Genomic DNA, 17,908 nt, shown 5'->3' on the forward strand with positions numbered 1-17,908 from the left:
CCAAACTGGGGGATTTAGGGGGCGAGGATCTGTATCAGTAACTAGTGGATTTGGGATAAAGCCATATCGCGTCCCCAAAGCGTTAGAAATGCTGGTCAACATTCTAACTGGGTTGCTTGACTAATTTCTCTAACGTCGGCAACTGGGGTTTATCCAAAGATTTAACCAATTCAAAGCCAATCGCACTCAAATCATTCAGTAATACAGCCCACCACTCATCTGCGAGAATGCAGTCAACTATTGCCGCTTCCGCCTTATTGGTAGCTAACCCCCATACACAATTTCGTTTCGCACAGAGGCTCCTAGCGTTGCTTGCCGCATCCCAATCCAGGAACTTGGCTCGATCGCTTTCACCCCAACCGCCTGACCACCCCACTGTTTTTGCAACGTTTGCAGCAAGACATCCTGTTGTTTTCGCAAATTGGAAATGTCAGTGCCGCGATTGATGATGGCAAACCAGACATAGCCGCGATCGCGCGTCGGCAATACGCCTGCCAAAGCACTCACCTCATTCAACGTTCCTGTCTTGACGACTGCTGCTTGAGGAATCTCGCGACCTTCGAGGGTCGTATCCCAGCTATCAATACCAGAAACCGGAAAGAGATCGGCGATCGTCAAATTGCGCGGGTGAAGATAACGGTCGATCGCCGCCAACATCGCACAAGCCGCATGAGGAGAAATTCGATTTGCCGTACTCAGTCCCGACCCATTCACTAACTGAATCTCTTGAGGAGGAATCTCGGCCGTCGTCATCGCTTTCTGAATCGTCGCCGAAACGCCTCCCAAATTGTCTGCCAGCATTTGAGACATCTCATTATTGCTGTGAATATTCATGTCTTTGAGCAGATCGATCAAAGGCAGCGATCGGTGCCGCATCAATAAAGTTTGATTGGGGGTCGTTTCAACTTTTGCGCTGGAGATCTGACGAACGGTACCCGCGATCTTCACCGTTGGTTTGCGCGTTCCTTCGGGCAGTAAGGCATATTCGTAACTAGCATCTTCGTCCCAATCTTTAGGAGAGAGCACCTGTTTGAGCAATTTGCCTGACTCCACAGGATCATCATTGAAACTCATCATGAAGTTGTGTGTGACGAGCAAATTACCCACAATGCGAGTGATGCCAATTTTATTGAGTGCGTTGCCAAGCGCGATCGCTTCCTCAAACACAAACCGGGGATCGCCGCCGCCTTGAATCACCAAATCGCCTTTCAGAACGCCGTTCTTGATCGAGCCAGTCGCCGTGATCAACGTTTCAAACTGGTGATCGGTGCCCCAGGTTTGTAGAGCCGCTAACGAGGTAGCAATTTTGGTCAGAGAGGCGGCGGGTAGAGCAGTCGTTCCCTGGTTGCTGGCTAATAAAGTCGAACCTGATTGAAACCAGATCCCTTGCGTCGTATGGCTTAATCCCTGACTTTCAAGCTGTTTGAGGTACTGTTTCAACACCCGATCGGCAGCGGGATCAGAGGCATTCGTCAGCCAGGGGAGTTCTTGAACGTTTGCCTCCAAAGGGTTAAATGTGTCTGGCATTCCTGCCATGTTTAGCCAAAGAGAAACCAATCCAGAGCTAAAGAGTTCCAGCAAGCCGCGTCTCCTGTCAAGATGTTAAGAATGGGAATAGAGCGCTTCGAGTGTTGACCAATGGCAAAACCCGACCAAAATGAAGTTCTGCGGCAGATGCCGATCGTTGTAGGCGTGATAGCAGGCATTTTACTGCTCACCAACCGCTTTTTTACACCGACTTTGACAGATTCTCAGGCGCGATCGGATGCGCTGTGTGTGATCATTAGTGCCGTCTTGATTTTGACAGGTCTGCTGTGGCAGCAAGTACAGCCGAGAACTCCAGAAAGCGTTCAACTTGTTGGTGAAGAAGGGTTTGAGCTTGCGCCTGATCTGCCTGATTCCATCAAAACTGAGCTTGCCTGGTCGTCTCATTTGCTGCTGACGAATACAGTTACTAAGTCGATCGTCATTCTCTACAAAAATCAAGTTTTACTCCGGCGAGGAATTCTCAGTCCCAACTCAGAAGTGAAGCCAGGAGCCATTTTACAGCGTGTGCTAGACAAACATAAACCTGTGTATCTGGTGGCTCTCAGCGTCTACCCCGGACGAATTGAGTTTGATTACCTGCCCGAAAACACCCAAGGAGTGATTTGTCAACCGATCGGCACCGATGGCGTGCTAATTTTGGGCGCAAATGCTCCACGCAGCTACACCAAACAGGACGAAAACTGGGTGGCAGCGATCGCTGAAAAACTCGATAATACGCTCAGTCAGCATTTAGAAGTCGCTTGATTAAACGTGAATTTGATGAAATCTTTCGCTACGGTCATTAATCTGGGCAGCCCCCTAAATCCCCCACAAGTCAGGGACTTTGAACTGGGGCTCTGATCTAAAAATTTCCCAAAGTTGAGGGGTTGAGAGGCAGAAGCGCTAAACAACGCAGCGAAAAAACTTCATCGAATTGATGTTAATTGAATATTTAGTGAAACCAGCGATCGGCTGTAAACTTTGTTATGTGCATTCAGCCATAAAAGTCATGCTTGCTAACTTCTCTTTTTTGCTTGCCTGTATCGCGCTCTCTCTGCCTGCCTGGTTTACAGCAAGTTGGGTTTTTCGCTATCAGCCTGTTTCTGGTGCGTTGGCTTATTTATACTTATTTTTGATTCAAATTAGCGTCGTTGAATTAGTTTTAGGAATTCTCAATTTTTTGAATCCAATCAGCCTTTGTTTAGGAGCAATTTTAGCAGGACTAGTTTCACTTCTAGTTAGCAGAAAGCTATATAAAAGAGCAAAATCCATTGAAGAAATTGATCAAGCTAACCCCATTCAAATTAGCCAGTTTGGAACGATTGTTTTGGGGGCGATCGCGCTCATTCTTTTCATTCCGCTCTATCCATTTCTATCAGAATGGCTGATTCAGATTTTTCGAGTTCACCCACTCAGTTGGGATGTCGTTAGCTATCACTTACCCAATGTTTTGAACTATTTGCAAACAGGCAGTTTGTGGGATCTTAAAGGAACCTTTGGCGGCTACCCTGGAGGCAATGAATTATTACAGATTTGGAGTTTTTTACCCCTCAAATCAGATAGTCTCCTGGGCATGACGGCCGCTTCAATTAGCCTGGGAGTTCTTCTCGCATCCACGCTACTGCTCAAGTCAGTTTTACCCAACAAAACCCCGTTTGAATTGGGCTGTTGGACTCTACTACTTTGGGTAGGCTGCCTGTTATTTCCTCCGCTTCAGGAAATGCTGGTTGATTTTGGGCGAAATGACATTACCCTTACCTTTTGGTTATTAGTGGCAATCTGGTCGCTACAGCAGGCAAGCCAAACAGAACATCGAAAAGGCTGGCTTTTGTCAACAGGAACTAGCCTGGGATTCGCGATCGGCACCAAGCCCAACGGACTTTTCTATCTAATCGGATTCTTATGCTTATTCTTCGCTCGTTTCTTCCCATCCAATCCACAAAAATCTAAAGGATTAGAATCAAGCTTTATCATTCTGCCAGCCCTATTAATGGGTGGGTTTTGGTACTTTAGAAACTTAATTCAAGCTGGGACGTTATCGCCTGATTTTTTAGAAGTGGCGGTTGGGTTGAGCCTTGCCAAAAACTTATTCAATTCAGCCCTTTATCAGCTTAACTTTTCGCTTATCTTTTTTCTGTTTAGTGTGGGCATAACTGCGGTGACGATCGCACGCTCCACGCTCAAGCCGCTGACTCATTCCCTCAATCTAAAATTACTCGCCGGACTCAACTCGATCGCTCTGTTTGCCTTGATTCTCACCCCCAGCGGAGCAGGATTTTTGATCGGCGATCGACAGCTATTTTTAATTCAAATTCGCTACAGTGCTGTAATCATTCCGGTCACTCTTATTTTGAGTTTGTATTTTATCGCTCAGTGGTTAAATAACTGGACAAAACAGCTTTCTCTAGACCGACTACACACTTCTCAAAAGCGACGATCGACCGCCCTGTTTCTAACCGGAATCAACCTCATTGGCGCAATTTTATTAACTTCTCAACTGCTTTCTTATCAGCCTGCGATCGGGCTTCCTGGATACGATGGTATCTTCTTTCCAGTCGGAGAAAAGCCTAGTAAAGTCTACGAATGGGTGCAGAAAAATCTTACGAATACAGTTATTTATTCGATTGGATTGCGACCCTACGGACTTTATGGATTTCCCTTTAGTAATCGTGTCGTGTATCAGCTTGATTCATTGAATTGGAAATACCAAAACGGACTGAAAGTAATTCGAGACGCTAAACCCAACTACATCGCCATCAGCCTTGATCCCTTTACTCGCGCAGTTCCCGCTGACCTTCAATCTCTGACCAGCCAACCCCAAGCATTTGAACTGGTTTATCAAGATGATCTTGCCCTTGTTTTTCGGATTACCCCCGTGGGACAAGCCCTGGCAGACCGTTGATAAGCTACCCTGAGAGTATTCGTGGAAAGCAATATTCTCAACTAGCCAGCTTTACAAAATAGACTCATGGTTGTTCTCTATTGGTCACTGGTTGCCCTGATGGTTGTGGGCATCGTCGGCGCGGTGGTTCCTGGCATTCCGGGGACAAGTTTGATTGTGGCAGGCATTGTGGTTTGGGGAGCCGTCAACGGCTTTAGCAGCGTCGCAATTGCCCTCAGTGTGGCGATCGTCGTTCTTCTGTGTAGTCTTGGCATTGATTTTCTGGCGACCTATTGGGGTGCAAAGAAGGCAGGCGCAAGCAACTGGGGACAAATTGGCTCGATCGTCGGCTTCATTCTTGGCATTTTGGGATTTTTACCCACGATTCCGATCAGTGGCCCGATTGGCGTGATCATCGGCATTCTCATCGGGCCGCTGGTGGGCGCAATTGTTGGCGAATTTCTCTACCGCAAAGACATCACGATCGCCATCAAAGCCGGAGTAGGCATCGTCGTTGGTTCGCTGATTGGCAATCTGATCCAGGGCGTTTTGGCCCTCCTGACGGTGGGCGTTTTTCTATTCACAACTTTTCCCCTTGTCTTTCCGTCCTGACTTACGGCACTTCAGAAGACGAAGGCTGACATTTCAGTTGATTTTGAGAAAATTCGGGCATGGATGGCGCATCGATCGTCGGCTGATTTGTTTTGCAGACGATACGGGTTGTCTGGCCTCTGGTCACTATCACAGTTCCGACAAAGCTGCTCAAGCCTGCTTGTTTAGGAACGGCCGTCACCTGAGCGCGATTGGTATTCAAAACTCTGGAGCGATACGTGTAGTCATAACTTTGTGAAATCAGATTAGCCGATCGCTCCAATTCTTCTAGCGTGCTGGCAAATCGCTTGTTTTGAGCATAAAACTTCTCTTGAGCCTGCGTCATGGCTTTAATGTACTTCTCGGCAGCCTGCTGTTTTTGTTGGGGCGATCGGGGCTGCGACGGACTGCCCGCAAAAGAACGGTCTGACTCGCCCTCTGAGGTTTGATTTCCCGACTTTGAGGTTGAAATTAGCGCCACAAAACCGCCGCCAAAAAAGGCCACCACAATCACCAACAGCGTCGGAACAAGATAAGCCTTGAGATAAACCGTGAGACTCGGACGATCGTCGCTCATCTCTTGCTCGATCGTTGCTGCAAACTCCTCTGACTCGTCAACCGCTTGAGGCTCCTCAACCTCTTTTTCTAGATTGACCACCTGAGTTTCTGGCAGCGCCGCCGGACGCACCTCAAATTCTGCGACCCACGAGAAAGAACGCGCTCCAATTTTGTGTCCCGAAGCTTTGACCGTTTGAATCGCATCTGTGCCCAGTTCTAAAATCCCCCGCCGGATAAAGGTCATCATCGTCTGCTGATTGAGCGTCTTTGCAGACTCCAAAAAAACAGACAAACAGCTGTTCTCTAAACTTGCTTTGGCGGTGATTCCTTTCGGTTCTAGAACTGCATTCATCAAAGCGGCGATCGCGTTGGCATCTCCTTGCCGGGCGAGTTCTAGAAGGTTCGGCTGATTCATTGAGAGAACTTCTTGAAGTAAGAGGAATTTGACATAAGATTTTCTTTGCAAAGCACGGGCCTCACCTTCTAGTCAGCTTGGAGGTCGATCGAGAGCTTTGATCGATTTTGGGTTAAGCTAAACCAGTCTGAGCGAGTCCACGTCAGAGCCTTTAACAGGTTGCTCCCAATTTACATCAAAGTCTCAAACTGCAATCAGAATCGTTCACCCTGATCTTAAATGGTTCGCTTCTGAGCAATGCTTTTCGGGATAAGCAGCAGAAATCTTAAAAAATGTGGGTTTGACAAAGTTTTTTTGCTTCGAGATTCAGAGCTTCTACCTCTAATTCCGGGCGGTTTCCAGACCAAGTTTGCGGTTCAAACGCCCTCGCTAACTGGTTTAGGGAGCTGTCTAAGTTGGTAACCGCAGTGCAAGATTTCATCGAACTGACCTTAAGAAACGTGGACGACGGCTTTGATCAAGATGGCAGTTGTCGATCGCCAGGGTGAAATTTTCGAGGAATTTAATTTCAATTGGATCTAACATTTTGAGCAGTGGGGTAGCCGTTGGGTCGGCTCGTCTTCGCCAATCTCATCTCGATACTTCGTGCCGTTCTCGTAGTATCTGGGAACACTCGGTACAAGGAACCAATTCTCATCCTTTGCGCTCATTTAACACGACTCGTTACGCCAGGAGCAGGGCAGTGCAATCAGTCAAGCAACAGCAAATACTCGGCTATTTTATCGAAGAAGCGAAAGAACACCTGGACACGATCGAGCAAGGACTGGTTAATCTTCAAGCCACCATGTCTGATTCAGAACGGGTGAATGAACTCTTTCGAGCGGCTCACTCAGTCAAGGGTGGGGCAGCCATGTTGGGGTTTGACAGCATCCAAAGAACCGCCCACCATTTTGAAGACTGCTTCAAACATCTCAAAGAGCATCCGGTCAAGATCGACTCCAAGCTAGAAGATCTCTTTTTGAAGGGGTTTGATACGCTCAAAGCGCTCATCGAGTCGCTACAGGGGCCGTTTGGTCTGCGCGAAGAAGAGGCTCAACAGGCGGTGATTGCGTCGGAGCCGACCTTTACCGAGTTGCAGAAATATCTCCACGCCCTGATGAAAGCAGAAGCGAAGGGGTCTGGCAAAGCTGCACTTGCGTCTAATACGACGGCTCAGATTAATGCAATTCTTAAGGCAATGCTGCACCTGTTTAGACAGGCAGACTCGCCCAAAAGTCGCCAGCAGCTTGTAGGGTTGTGTAATCGGTTGATGCAGGTCAATGCGACGACAAAACCCTGGGTGATGGTTTTACAAATCGCGCAACGGGCGATCGCTGCGCCCAAAAATTCCTATGGGGTGTTGGCTCCGATCGTGATTCGAGATCTCAAGCAAGCCAGCGATCTATTGGTATCGGGCCGAGTCGATGAGATTTTAGCGAGTCAAAATTTACAGAAGCTGATTGTCCCTGCCCAGGCTCCCAAATCTGTGCCCCTAGTCTCTGCGCCTCAACCCTCTGCACCTCAAAAAACCTCTGCACCTCAAAAAACCTCTGCCCAGCCCGGAAGACAATCCGCGCCTAAACAGCAGGTGTCGATTCCTTTAGAGCCAAGAGCCGCCGCCAGAACCTTGCTAGAAGTGTTCAACAAATCTGAACTGATTGAGATTGCCGAGTTTTTGATGAAAGCGATTCAGTAGGGTCTGTTTGACGCGCTGCGATCGTTCTCTTCGCGTTACCCGCAAGGGGTCGCTGTGCAACGGGATTGAGTCTTATGCCAAACGATTGTTTAGGTGCAACAGTTCCTTGGACTCCCTCAACCCCTCCTGGGCAAGGTGGAGAACTAGAAAATCCCACCTTTATTAGGGAGGATGCTGTAGAAAAATCAAGTTGGTATTACATTACCAAGGACTTGCCTAGAAGTTGCTTGGTTCTTTCAAGCAATTTTGCTCCCGTTGCCACTTCATTCACTACAGGCAGGTTTGCCAATAATATTGGTTGCCGCAGCTATCACACTTGACTCTTTAAAGAGTAAGTTTCGATCAGGTGCAAACTAGTGAATTGCTACAAGCCTCCAGACGATCGAACAGATCTTCAAACCCCACATAGCCGCAACCCCCCACACAGGATTCTAAATTACAGTCTTTGACCCAACCAGAGGGAAAGTGTCCCAGAGGGGCGGACGATCGAAACGTCAAATGGTCATAAGCAATCCAGCGGCCCTCAACGCGCCAGCCGACTCGATCGCCAAACACTTGATAGTCTTGTCCAACTTGGTGCCAGATGCGCTGTTGAATGCTGAAACCAAATCGTTGATCGCTCCACTCAACCCACAGGCGATCGATCAGGCACAAATCCTGGCAGGGAAAGCAATCTAAGTCTTGAGGTCGCATCCAAGTTCCTTCTGAGTAGCCGATCGCTCGCAGCATCGCTAGATAAGTTTCGTAGTCTGCTTCCTTCCAATTGCCTGCTTGAAGTAAGGTTTGTAGCCTTCGATAATTAGGTTTGTTTTCAGAATCAAAGGAATTACTCTGCTCGGTTGTTAATTGATCACCACAGCATTGCAGAGATTGTGTTTGAAACAATTCTCTAGCGTTTGACTGGTCTGTTTGTTTTGTCATGTCTAACGTGTCGTCTTTGCTGAATCAATGGTGACGATCGTTGCATTGCTTGCTGCAACTAAGCCAGTATACATTGATACAGATTTCAGTTGTGTCATCAGGAAAACACGGGTGATAATTAAAACTTTTATTAAAATTTTTATAGTCCTTGCTCAAGGCGACGTTTTGCTTCTTGCTCAAACCAGGAGACGACTTGCGGAACGGTAAGGTCTTCGATCGCCACCCCTGATTCTGCTGCCGATTGATTTAACGGTTTGAGCGCGGCGATCGTCAATTGTGTAAAAAAGCCTTTGAAATTTTGATCAATGCCCTGCTGCAAACTGGGGTCGTTGGCAACCCATTCGGCAATCTGTGAATTTTGTAGATCGGCGATCGCTTGTCGGGATTGTTGGGCGATTTGTTTGAGCGATCGTAGTGAATAAATTGCCACTCTCGTCATAAATTTGTCGCGTGAAGTCAGCAGTGCTTTGTCTACTTCAGCACATTCTTCGGGCGTTAAAAATTCTGTATTCGATTCCATAGAAACCTTTGAATGGAGATGAGCAAACTTGATCGACATCATTCAATTTAGCGTTAAATTTTCTGCTGTAATCAGGTTTAGTTAAACGTTATCAAGCTTAGGATCTCATTACACATCTCTTCTGGCATTTTGCCCTTGCTGTATATGACATACTTGGCCAGCTTGTAGTTTGAGGGGTGCCTGATGAGATGTTCATTGAGATTTGGATTGCCATCTGACACGTACTCATTTCGTTTATTGAGAATTTGCACCGATTCATCCAGATCAGGAGACGGCAACAGGAGAATTACGTTTGAGTACGGTGCCAAGATCTGTTGAACTCGTTGGAACAGAATATCGTCTTCATAAACAGAGTGACCTGCTCCAAAATCGATGACGCAGTGCTGGTGTTCTGAAAGTATCCGCTCAACTGCATAAGCTTCAAAGGGCTTCCAGTATTGATACACTCCCCACAAGCCTTGAGTCGCCCGCTTCTTCTTAGCCAATTCCTCGTCGTAGCCAATTTCTTTGTAGTAGTTTAATCTCAAATCGTCCATTGAGTGTTGTGGAACGTTAAGCCGCTTTGCCAAAAGCTCTCCGATCGTAGACTTACCCGACCCGATCGCGCCAATGAGAATAATGTCCGACTTCATGCGTTTCTGTGACCATTCACTCTACAAGTCTGTTGCCCTCTAACCTTGTTGTACCATCCAGACCAGCATTCCGAGCAAGTGATCGACGGGTGGAATGGCATAATCGTGAAGGTCGATCGTCAGCGTCTGATCGTCTAATTTCATCAATCGCCAGGCAGTCCCGCTCGTGACGCTACCGTAAATCGTCGGGATCAGAATCTCGTTTGCTGCATTAAACTTTTGAGCCGCGACCATTTCTGCTGCACATTGCCCCAATCCCTGCTTGAGATCGCCTTTTTTAGCTTCAATCACGATCACGGCAGGCGCTTCGATCAAAACTTGCTCAGTGGATCGACTAATCAGAAAATCACAAACTCCACTCAATCCCAATTCTGGAGCAACCGTAAAATCTTCGCCCGAAAATAGGCTGACTTTGTGATCGAGCAGTTTTCGCACTTCAACCAAAATAGGACTGATCAGCAATTCCGATCAGGCTTTTTCTGACCCGGTAGCAATAGCTAATGGCAACCCTTCATTCAAGGCTTCTTGAAGATAGCTGCTGGGAGCGATCGGCTGAGTTTCAGGCAAAAACCGTCCCCCTTCGATCGTCATCAATCCAAACATTTTTTTGACGCTTCTCAGCGTAAAGTCACTGTAAGACATTCATTTTGCTTGAATTAAATAGCCACAGCGATGTTCACCATTGACGAGCCAGTGAGTCCGATCGACTCGACAATCTTGCAGCGCCAGTTCAAACATTTCTAACTCATGCCCACAGACACTCGGAAACGATTCGGCAATGTGAGAGATCGCGCAGTTGTATTCAGTCAAAATAAACTGAGTGTCTTCACCTGACTCGACCTTGTGACACTCTGCCATGTAGCCCTCAGCCCGACGCAACTCGACCAGGCCCGCGACCCGCTCTGCAAGACAGCCAGATCCCAAACGCCGACGATATTCCAGCCCCTTGCGCTCCCACTGTTTGCGAAGAATGGCACTTACCTGATCGCGCCCCACCGTCTCGGCCAGCGTATCGAGCAGCGACACCGCAAAATCATCGTAGCGATCGGGAAACTGCGATCGCCCCTCTCGGCTCAACTCATAGACATGGCTGGGTCGCCCCATCTTGGTCTGCACCGTCTGATGCAAAATCAGCCCCTCGGCTTCCAGATCTTTGAGGTGCCGTCGAATCGCCTGCGGACTCACCTGCACTTGCTCTGCCAATTCCTGGGCAGTCGCCTGAACCTGCTTCAAAAGGTAGTACAGGATGTCTTGTTTCGTCGTGGGTTGTTGAGTTGTGGTCATTCCAGGTTCCAGAAGTAACGGTCACTCGATCGCAAGATGGGCGGCAGAAAAAATCGACTTTGACAACATCATTGTTTCTAAAGTATCTTACAATGAAGTTAAGCAACAAGTGCGTTGTTTTAATTATAGAATTTATCGGATGTACTGTCGTTCTGGCTCATAAATACAGATGAATACAGAAACTCAAACCACGCAAGCATCAGATAAAAGTCTCGAAGCCATGAGGCACTTCTCAGAGCAATACGCCAAGCGCACCGGGACGTATTTTTGCGTCGATCTCAGCGTGACGGCCGTCGTGATCGAAGGACTGGCCAAGCATAAAGACGACTTGGGCGCTCCCCTTTGTCCCTGTCGTCACTATGAGGACAAAGAAGCCGAAGTCGCCGCCGCTTATTGGAACTGCCCCTGTGTCCCCATGCGAGAGCGTAAAGAGTGTCACTGTATGCTGTTTTTGACTCCAGACAACGACTTTGCAGGCGACCAGCAAGATATCACCTTTGACGAAATTCGCGCCACGACCAACCACGGTTAGAAAAGCGGTGAGGGAACCAGAAGATTTTTCATCCCTCATCCCTCCTCCTTCATCCCTTCCCCCTTGCCCTTCCTCACTACAAAGAGAACACGATCGATGAGTGCAGTCCAAAATCTAGTTAATCAGCCTTATAAGTATGGGTTCGTTACGGATATCGAATCTGATACGATTCCTCGTGGGCTGAGTGAAGAAATGGTTCGGTTGATCTCGGCTAAGAAAGAAGAGCCGGAATTTATGCTGGAGTTTCGCCTCAAGGCTTATCGGCAATGGTTAAAGATGACCGAGCCAGATTGGGCCCATGTGGGGTATCCGGCGATCGATTATCAAGATATCGTTTACTACTCTGCGCCTAAGCTCAAAGAGAAAAAGAAAAGCCTTGAAGAAGTCGATCCCGAAATGCTGGCGACGTTTGAGAAGCTAGGGATTTCGCTGTCTGAGCAAAAGCGGTTGAGCAATGTCGCCGTAGATGCAATTTTTGATAGCGTGTCGATCGCTACGACCTTCAAAGAAAAGCTGGCGAAAGAGGGCGTGATCTTCTGCTCGTTTGCGGAAGCGGTGAAAGAGCATCCCGATCTGATCAAAAAGTATCTGGGCAGTGTGGTTCCGGTGGCGGATAACTACTTTGCGGCGCTCAATTCGGCCGTGTTTAGTGACGGTTCGTTTGTCTACATTCCCAAAGATGTCAAGTGCCCGATGGAGTTGTCTACTTACTTCCGGATCAACAACGGCGACTCAGGACAGTTTGAACGGACGCTGATTGTTGCCGAAGAAGGTAGTCACGTCAGCTATCTCGAAGGCTGTACGGCTCCGATGTTTGACACCAATCAGCTCCATGCTGCGGTTGTCGAATTGGTCGCTTTAGACAACGCTGAAATCAAGTATTCCACCGTTCAGAACTGGTACGCAGGCGACGTAAATGGCAAAGGCGGCATCTACAACTTTGTCACCAAGCGCGGATTGTGTCAGGGCGTGAATTCCAAAATCTCCTGGACGCAGGTTGAGACGGGTTCTGCAATTACCTGGAAGTATCCGAGCTGTGTGCTGATTGGCGATAATTCCGTTGGCGAATTCTACTCTGTAGCGCTGACCAACAACTGCCAGCAAGCCGACACCGGAACCAAGATGATCCACGTTGGCAAAAACACCCGCAGCACGATTATTTCTAAAGGGATTTCGGCGGGTCGATCGAGCAACAGCTATCGCGGTTTGGTAAAGATCAATCCCAACGCTAAGGGCGCGCGCAACTATTCGCAGTGTGACTCAATGCTGATTGGCGACAATGCTCAAGCCAACACCTTCCCCTACATCCAGGTGCAAAACAACACAGGCAAAGTGGAACACGAAGCGTCTACTTCCAAGATTGGAGAAGACCAACTGTTTTACTTTAGTCAGCGCGGCATTTCTCCCGAAGATGCGATCTCAATGATGATCAGCGGATTCTGTAAGGATGTGTTTAACCAACTGCCGATGGAGTTTGCTGTCGAAGCAGATCGTCTCCTCAGCCTCAAACTCGAAGGGTCTGTGGGGTAAGACAAGCATGGTTGTACAGGCTGACATTGAACTGATTTGCGGGGCGGATCTGGCTCTGGTGCACGAAGGTTATCGCTCAGAAAGTCAGATTCGGCGCTGTAATGTAAGTGCGATCGTCGATCGCCGCACTACCATGCTTGCTATTCCAGAGTTTGTCAAAGAGCAACTGGATTTGAGGAAAGTTCGAGATGTCGAAGCCGAGTTAGCAGGTGGGTCTATTGCCGTGGTTGAAGTGGTGGGGCCGATCGAGGTTCGCTTTCAAAATCGACGTACATTGGTCGAAGCGCTGGTGATTCCTGACTCAACCAAAGTTTTGTTAGGCGCGATCCCGATGGAAGGATTAGACGTGTTGATCGATCCAAAGCGAGAACGATTGATTGTCAATCCTGAGAGTTCAGAAGTGGCTCGGATGATGCTGATGTGAGGTCGATCGTCAATGACTCAAATACTACAATCTAGAACCATTAATATTCGCGATCTAATTGACCAATTTGGTCTGCAACTGGTACGCGATCGACAATTTTTCACAGAATGGCATGAGGATTTGTCTGAACTCAATGAACAGGAAAAGCAGTTTTTAGACAAAGTTCGAGAAGGCTTTTTTAACCTGATGCAGTATCCTCCCTATTTGGAGAAAGCTGTTCAAATCTCTGTCTTATCGCCTCTACTATTTCTGGCTGATTTCTTCCTGCCGCCCTTTCACATTCGAGCAGAGCAATCGACTGAAATTGTTAGTGAAGACGAAGGGGTTATCATTCGAGGACAGCTTGATCTAATTGTTCTGAAAGAAAGATTTTGGGTTTTGGTAATTGAGTCTAAAGGGTTTGCTTACTCACCTGAAGTTGGTTTAGCTCAACTGCTTTCTTATATGTTGGCAGATCCAGAACCCGAAAAACCTTGTTTTGGACTATTAACTAATGGACTTGACTTTAGCTTTATCAAACTGTCAAAAAATCCTGCTCGGTATGGGGTGTCTAATCGGTTTAATATTTTGAATGAAGGGAACGAACTATATTCAGTTCTGCAAATTATGAAGCGGTTGGGTCAGTTGTAGTGAGCGATGAAATTAGAGAGGTCAGAGTGTGATTAGTGACAATAGTGAAGTGATTTTGTCGGTTAGTAATTTAACTGCAAACGTAGAGGATACTCAGATTCTTAAAGGCTTGAATCTGGAAATTAAAGCAGGCGAAATTCACGCGATCATGGGGCCAAACGGATCGGGAAAAAGTACCTTATCCAAAATTTTGGCTGGGCATCCCGCTTACGAAATTACGGGCGGCGAAGTGACCTTTCGAGGACAGGATTTATTGGAAATGGCACCGGACGATCGCGCCAAATCGGGTGTGTTTCTCGCCTTTCAATATCCACTCGAAATTCCTGGGGTCAGCAACGTCGATTTTTTGCGCGTCTCATATAATGCCAAACGCAAGCACGAAGGGCTGGAAGAATTAGACGCTTTTGACTTTGATGATTTGGTGCAGTCTAAACTTGAACTGCTGAAAATGGATGCTTCTTTTCTTAGTCGTAGCGTGAATGAAGGCTTCTCAGGCGGTGAGAAAAAGCGCAACGAAATTCTACAAATGGCACTGCTAGAACCCAAGTTAGGCATTCTTGACGAGATTGATTCGGGTCTAGATATTGATGCGCTAAAAATTGTCGCCAACGGGGTAAATGAACTCAAATCACCCAACAATGCAACACTGGTGATCACGCACTATCAACGACTTTTGGATTACATTATTCCTGACTTTGTGCATGTGATGGAAGGCGGTCGGATTCTCACCACAGGTGGCAAAGAGTTGGCTTACGAACTCGAAGCTCGTGGCTATGATTGGGTGCGTGAAGAGGAGGCAGCAGCGCGATGACCATTGAAGTTTCCACCCTGTCTGACACCGCAAACTCTACGCTCAAAGCGAGAGTCGATCGCTCCGCCTATCTATCAAATTTGCTCAACCTGCGGTCTGATTCTGAGCTGGCATTGTTGAATTGTGTGCGCGATCGAGCCAGTGCGATCGTTCAAGAGTTAGCAATCCCCAACACTCGTGATGAAGAATGGCGATTTACCGATTTGTCGGCGCTGTTGAAGGTGAGTTTTGAGACGGCAGATTTGTCGATCATTGGCTTTTCAGAAATTCAATCATTTTTGCTGCCTGAAACGATTAACAGTCGGCTGGTGTTTGTGAACGGATTTTATGCACCGGACTTGTCGGCTGTCGATAATCTTCCTGATGGCGTTTTGGTTGGCAATTTAATCGCAGGTGCGGAATTTATTCCTTCACTTTCTGATTATTTAGCGATGCAGCCAGGCTCAGAAGAAGTGTTTACGGCATTGAATACCGCAAGCTTGAAAGATGGCGCGATCGTCTACATTCCCCAAAATCAAGTTGTCGAAACGCCGATCCAAATTCTGTCTGTGACCACGACAAGCGAAACGCCAAAAATCAGTCATCCTCGCGTTTTGGTGATTGCTGAAACAGGTAGCCAGGTTACCTTAATTGAAGAGTATGTGACGCTGGGCGAGGGTGTGTATTTCACCAATCCGGTGACGGAAATCTGGTTGGCAGACAATGCGGAAGTTCGGCACACTAGAGTACAGCGAGACAGCGAAACAGCCTTTCATATCGGCAAAACGGTAGTGTCTCAGGCGCGAGATTCTCGCTACACTTGTACCGCAGTCAGCATGGGCGCTCAGATTTCTCGCCACAATCTGGAGGTTTACCAGACAGGTGAACAGACCGAAACGATGCTGAATGGTTTGACTGTTCTCAATGGTCAGCAAATCGGAGACACCCACAGCAAGATTGCCTTCTCGAAGCCCTACGGCAAAAGTAATCAGGTGAACAAGTGCATTGTGGGCGATCGCGCTCATGCCATTTTTAACGGTAAAGTCTTCGTTCCCAAACTGGCTCAACTGACGGAGGCAGCCCAACTCAGCCGCAATCTTCTCCTCTCACCCAAAGCCAGAATCGACACCAAGCCCCAGCTAGAAATTGTTGCCGATAATGTCAAATGCGCCCACGGTGCGACGGTCAGCCAGCTAGAAGACGATGCGATTTTTTACCTCCAGAGTCGAGGACTCAGCCAAACCGACGCTCAAAAACTGCTGACCTACGCCTTCGCGATCGAAGTGGTTGACGAGATCCCGATCGCCACCCTTCGCAAAACTCTAGCCGACCTGATCCGCACCCAAAGTCTGTAGACCGAAGACAAGAGACCGAAGACAAGAGACTAAAGACTATAAATACCTCTTTGTCTAAAGTCCAGAGTCTACAAGTCTCTCCCTCATCCCTCATCCCTCATCCCTGCCAAGATGACTATCACCCAAGAAAAAACAATCGCTGCCAAAGTCCGCTCTGAGTTTCCGATTCTCCATCAGGAAATTCACGGCAAACCGCTGGTTTATTTGGATAATGCTGCTACGTCACAGAAGCCGATCGCGGTTCTCAATGCGATGCGTCATTATTACGAAAATGACAATGCCAATGTGCATCGAGGCGTTCATACGCTAAGTTCGCGCGCAACCGATGGGTACGAAGGTGCCCGTGACAAAGTGGCTGCGTTTATCAATGCCGCTTCTCGTCAGGAGATTGTCTACACTCGCAATGCCAGCGAAGCGATCAATCTGGTGGCGTATTCGTGGGGTTCGACTCTGCGTCAGGGAGATGAAATCATTCTCTCGGTGATGGAGCATCATAGTAATTTGATCCCCTGGCAGCTTTTGGCTCAGAGAACGGGCGCGATATTGAAGTTTGTCGAGTTGACTGAGACCGAAGAATTTGATTTTGAGCAGTTCAAGTCGCTGCTGTCGGACAAGACCAAAATTGTCTCGATCGTGCATGTCTCGAATACGCTGAGCTGTATCAACCCTGTTAAAGAGATTTGCGCGGAGGCTCACAAAGTTGGTGCAAAAGTGCTGATTGATGCCTGTCAAAGTGTGCCGCATATGGCGATCGACGTGCAAGAAATGGACTGTGATTGGCTCGTTGCTTCGGGTCATAAAATGTGTGCGCCGACGGGAATTGGATTCCTCTACGGCAAATTGGATCTGCTGCGATCGATGCCTCCCTTTTTGGGCGGGGGCGAAATGATTGCCGATGTCTTTTTGGATCACGCGACTTACGCCGATCTGCCCCATAAATTCGAAGCCGGAACGCCCGCGATTGCAGAAGCGATCGGACTCGGTGCTGCGGTCGATTATTTGAGTGCGATCGGCATGGACAAGATTCACGCTTACGAAGAAGAACTCAATGCTTACTTGTTTCAACAGTTGAGCGAAATTCCTGAGATCCGCATCTATGGCCCTCAGCCCAAAGCAAACGGGAGTGGACGAGCCGCATTAGCCGCCTTCACCGCTGGAGATGTGCATCCTCACGATTTGTCTACCATTTTGGATCAGGCAGGCGTTGCCATCAGAGCGGGACATCACTGCACACAGCCGCTTCACCGTCATCTCAAAGCCCAATCGACTGCACGCGCCAGCCTCTACTTCTACAACACTCGCGAAGAGATTGACGTATTCATCACCTCACTCAAAGAAGCCGTAGAGTTTTTTGGCGGACTATTTGGGTAGTATTTGAAGGGCGATCTCTTCGAGTTACCCGCTAGGGGTCGCTTCGAGTTACCCGCAAGGGGTCGCTCAGGATTCGTTCTAATTTAACGTGAATTCGATGGAGTTTTTTCGCTTCGTTATTGAGCGCTTCGCCCCCTAAATCCCCCATTCTGAGGGACTTTGAATCAGCATAATTTCTTTGAACTCTAGAACTTTCTCTCGTTCAAAGTCCCCCAAATTTGGGGGATTTAGCGATTATCTTGAATGTCAAGCCGGAAGCGCAACTTTTTCAG

The 17,908-nt window shown here is 47.9% G+C and carries 19 protein-coding genes; 11 read left to right on the top strand and 8 right to left on the bottom strand.

Translation table 11 applies throughout. From position 1 onward, the window contains the following. Window positions 1-264: 264 nt before the first annotated feature. Window positions 265-1,581 (bottom strand): D-alanyl-D-alanine carboxypeptidase, encoded by a 1,317-nt coding sequence (locus ACJ2PR_RS30450; protein ID WP_446879796.1) that lies wholly within the window; start codon window positions 1,579-1,581, stop codon window positions 265-267. Between the two features lie 57 nt (window positions 1,582-1,638). Between ACJ2PR_RS30450 and ACJ2PR_RS30455 the strand changes: the two genes are divergently transcribed. The 3 genes from ACJ2PR_RS30455 to ACJ2PR_RS30465 all read left to right on the top strand — a co-directional run bounded on the left by ACJ2PR_RS30455 (window position 1,639) and on the right by ACJ2PR_RS30465 (window position 5,020). Next, on the top strand, window positions 1,639-2,292 hold the full coding sequence (locus ACJ2PR_RS30455) for a cofactor assembly of complex C subunit B (RefSeq protein ID WP_446860694.1): 654 nt from the start codon (window positions 1,639-1,641) through the stop codon (window positions 2,290-2,292). 172 nt (window positions 2,293-2,464) lie between these two features. Then, window positions 2,465-4,429 carry a phospholipid carrier-dependent glycosyltransferase gene (locus tag ACJ2PR_RS30460; protein WP_446879797.1) on the top strand — a complete coding sequence of 655 codons (1,965 nt, stop codon included), beginning with the start codon at window positions 2,465-2,467 and terminating at the stop codon, window positions 4,427-4,429. Window positions 4,430-4,495: 66 nt separating this feature from the next. After that, window positions 4,496-5,020, top strand: a complete 525-nt coding sequence (locus ACJ2PR_RS30465) for a DUF456 domain-containing protein (RefSeq protein WP_446860696.1) — start codon at window positions 4,496-4,498, stop codon at window positions 5,018-5,020. A gap of 1 nt (window position 5,021) precedes the next feature. On the opposite strand, the gene ACJ2PR_RS30470 is transcribed toward ACJ2PR_RS30465, so the two are convergent. Then, window positions 5,022-5,972 carry a type IV pilin-like G/H family protein gene (locus tag ACJ2PR_RS30470; protein ID WP_446879798.1) on the bottom strand — a complete coding sequence of 317 codons (951 nt, stop codon included), beginning with the start codon at window positions 5,970-5,972 and terminating at the stop codon, window positions 5,022-5,024. Between the two features lie 682 nt (window positions 5,973-6,654). Here ACJ2PR_RS30470 and ACJ2PR_RS30475 point away from each other — a divergent pair. Beyond that, window positions 6,655-7,647 carry an Hpt domain-containing protein gene (locus ACJ2PR_RS30475; RefSeq protein ID WP_446879799.1) on the top strand — a complete coding sequence of 331 codons (993 nt, stop codon included), beginning with the start codon at window positions 6,655-6,657 and terminating at the stop codon, window positions 7,645-7,647. A gap of 342 nt (window positions 7,648-7,989) precedes the next feature. On the opposite strand, the gene ACJ2PR_RS30480 is transcribed toward ACJ2PR_RS30475, so the two are convergent. The 6 genes from ACJ2PR_RS30480 to sufR all read right to left on the bottom strand — a co-directional run bounded on the left by ACJ2PR_RS30480 (window position 7,990) and on the right by sufR (window position 11,004). Next, window positions 7,990-8,568 carry a GUN4 domain-containing protein gene (locus ACJ2PR_RS30480; RefSeq protein ID WP_446879800.1) on the bottom strand — a complete coding sequence of 193 codons (579 nt, stop codon included), beginning with the start codon at window positions 8,566-8,568 and terminating at the stop codon, window positions 7,990-7,992. A gap of 139 nt (window positions 8,569-8,707) precedes the next feature. Next, window positions 8,708-9,088 (bottom strand): hypothetical protein, encoded by a 381-nt coding sequence (locus ACJ2PR_RS30485; RefSeq protein ID WP_446879801.1) that lies wholly within the window; start codon window positions 9,086-9,088, stop codon window positions 8,708-8,710. Between the two features lie 77 nt (window positions 9,089-9,165). After that, window positions 9,166-9,720: a shikimate kinase gene (locus ACJ2PR_RS30490; RefSeq protein ID WP_446879802.1), complete on the bottom strand. Its 555-nt coding sequence runs from the start codon at window positions 9,718-9,720 to the stop codon at window positions 9,166-9,168. A 39-nt stretch (window positions 9,721-9,759) separates the two neighbouring features. Beyond that, complete coding sequence (locus tag ACJ2PR_RS30495; protein ID WP_446879803.1) at window positions 9,760-10,182, bottom strand: hypothetical protein; 423 nt, start codon at window positions 10,180-10,182, stop codon at window positions 9,760-9,762. A 6-nt stretch (window positions 10,183-10,188) separates the two neighbouring features. Continuing rightward, window positions 10,189-10,362, bottom strand: a complete 174-nt coding sequence (locus ACJ2PR_RS30500; protein ID WP_446879804.1) for a hypothetical protein — start codon at window positions 10,360-10,362, stop codon at window positions 10,189-10,191. After that, window positions 10,363-11,004 carry an iron-sulfur cluster biosynthesis transcriptional regulator SufR gene (gene sufR / locus ACJ2PR_RS30505; RefSeq protein ID WP_446879805.1) on the bottom strand — a complete coding sequence of 214 codons (642 nt, stop codon included), beginning with the start codon at window positions 11,002-11,004 and terminating at the stop codon, window positions 10,363-10,365. It abuts the gene before it with no gap. A gap of 169 nt (window positions 11,005-11,173) precedes the next feature. Between sufR and ACJ2PR_RS30510 the strand changes: the two genes are divergently transcribed. From ACJ2PR_RS30510 to ACJ2PR_RS30540, 7 genes are all read left to right on the top strand, one after another. Continuing rightward, the gene (locus ACJ2PR_RS30510) at window positions 11,174-11,536 is read left to right on the top strand and encodes a ferredoxin thioredoxin reductase catalytic beta subunit (RefSeq protein WP_446879806.1); all 363 of its coding nucleotides are present in this window, start codon (window positions 11,174-11,176) and stop codon (window positions 11,534-11,536) included. A gap of 96 nt (window positions 11,537-11,632) precedes the next feature. Continuing rightward, window positions 11,633-13,066 (top strand): Fe-S cluster assembly protein SufB, encoded by a 1,434-nt coding sequence (sufB, locus tag ACJ2PR_RS30515; RefSeq protein ID WP_446879807.1) that lies wholly within the window; start codon window positions 11,633-11,635, stop codon window positions 13,064-13,066. A gap of 7 nt (window positions 13,067-13,073) precedes the next feature. Beyond that, complete coding sequence (locus ACJ2PR_RS30520) at window positions 13,074-13,490, top strand: hypothetical protein (protein WP_446879808.1); 417 nt, start codon at window positions 13,074-13,076, stop codon at window positions 13,488-13,490. Window positions 13,491-13,502: 12 nt separating this feature from the next. Continuing rightward, window positions 13,503-14,120, top strand: a complete 618-nt coding sequence (locus ACJ2PR_RS30525) for a restriction endonuclease subunit R (RefSeq protein WP_446879809.1) — start codon at window positions 13,503-13,505, stop codon at window positions 14,118-14,120. Between the two features lie 28 nt (window positions 14,121-14,148). Then, window positions 14,149-14,931, top strand: coding sequence for a Fe-S cluster assembly ATPase SufC (gene sufC, locus ACJ2PR_RS30530; RefSeq protein ID WP_446860710.1), 783 nt, complete (start codon window positions 14,149-14,151; stop codon window positions 14,929-14,931). Beyond that, window positions 14,928-16,265 carry a Fe-S cluster assembly protein SufD gene (gene sufD, locus ACJ2PR_RS30535; protein ID WP_446879810.1) on the top strand — a complete coding sequence of 446 codons (1,338 nt, stop codon included), beginning with the start codon at window positions 14,928-14,930 and terminating at the stop codon, window positions 16,263-16,265. The genes sufC and sufD overlap by 4 nt, the downstream gene beginning before the upstream one ends. 111 nt (window positions 16,266-16,376) lie before the next feature. Further along, window positions 16,377-17,636 (top strand): SufS family cysteine desulfurase, encoded by a 1,260-nt coding sequence (locus tag ACJ2PR_RS30540; protein WP_446879811.1) that lies wholly within the window; start codon window positions 16,377-16,379, stop codon window positions 17,634-17,636. Window positions 17,637-17,908 lie beyond the last annotated feature (272 nt).

The organism is Phormidesmis sp. 146-33 (assembly GCF_052939515.1).

Excerpts from the sequence above, each read along its gene's own strand:
- ACJ2PR_RS30455 (WP_446860694.1), top strand. The coding sequence starts at position 1,639 with ATGGCAAAACCCGACCAAAATGAAGTTCTGCGGCAGATGCCGATCGTT.
- ACJ2PR_RS30460 (WP_446879797.1), top strand. The coding sequence starts at position 2,465 with ATGTTAATTGAATATTTAGTGAAACCAGCGATCGGCTGTAAACTTTGT.
- ACJ2PR_RS30465 (WP_446860696.1), top strand. The coding sequence starts at position 4,496 with ATGGTTGTTCTCTATTGGTCACTGGTTGCCCTGATGGTTGTGGGCATC.
- ACJ2PR_RS30470 (WP_446879798.1), bottom strand. The coding sequence starts at position 5,972 with ATGAATCAGCCGAACCTTCTAGAACTCGCCCGGCAAGGAGATGCCAAC.
- ACJ2PR_RS30480 (WP_446879800.1), bottom strand. The coding sequence starts at position 8,568 with ATGACAAAACAAACAGACCAGTCAAACGCTAGAGAATTGTTTCAAACA.
- ACJ2PR_RS30485 (WP_446879801.1), bottom strand. The coding sequence starts at position 9,088 with ATGGAATCGAATACAGAATTTTTAACGCCCGAAGAATGTGCTGAAGTA.
- ACJ2PR_RS30490 (WP_446879802.1), bottom strand. The coding sequence starts at position 9,720 with ATGAAGTCGGACATTATTCTCATTGGCGCGATCGGGTCGGGTAAGTCT.
- ACJ2PR_RS30500 (WP_446879804.1), bottom strand. The coding sequence starts at position 10,362 with ATGTCTTACAGTGACTTTACGCTGAGAAGCGTCAAAAAAATGTTTGGA.
- sufR (WP_446879805.1), bottom strand. The coding sequence starts at position 11,004 with ATGACCACAACTCAACAACCCACGACGAAACAAGACATCCTGTACTAC.
- ACJ2PR_RS30510 (WP_446879806.1), top strand. The coding sequence starts at position 11,174 with ATGAATACAGAAACTCAAACCACGCAAGCATCAGATAAAAGTCTCGAA.
- sufB (WP_446879807.1), top strand. The coding sequence starts at position 11,633 with ATGAGTGCAGTCCAAAATCTAGTTAATCAGCCTTATAAGTATGGGTTC.
- ACJ2PR_RS30520 (WP_446879808.1), top strand. The coding sequence starts at position 13,074 with ATGGTTGTACAGGCTGACATTGAACTGATTTGCGGGGCGGATCTGGCT.
- ACJ2PR_RS30525 (WP_446879809.1), top strand. The coding sequence starts at position 13,503 with ATGACTCAAATACTACAATCTAGAACCATTAATATTCGCGATCTAATT.
- sufD (WP_446879810.1), top strand. The coding sequence starts at position 14,928 with ATGACCATTGAAGTTTCCACCCTGTCTGACACCGCAAACTCTACGCTC.
- ACJ2PR_RS30540 (WP_446879811.1), top strand. The coding sequence starts at position 16,377 with ATGACTATCACCCAAGAAAAAACAATCGCTGCCAAAGTCCGCTCTGAG.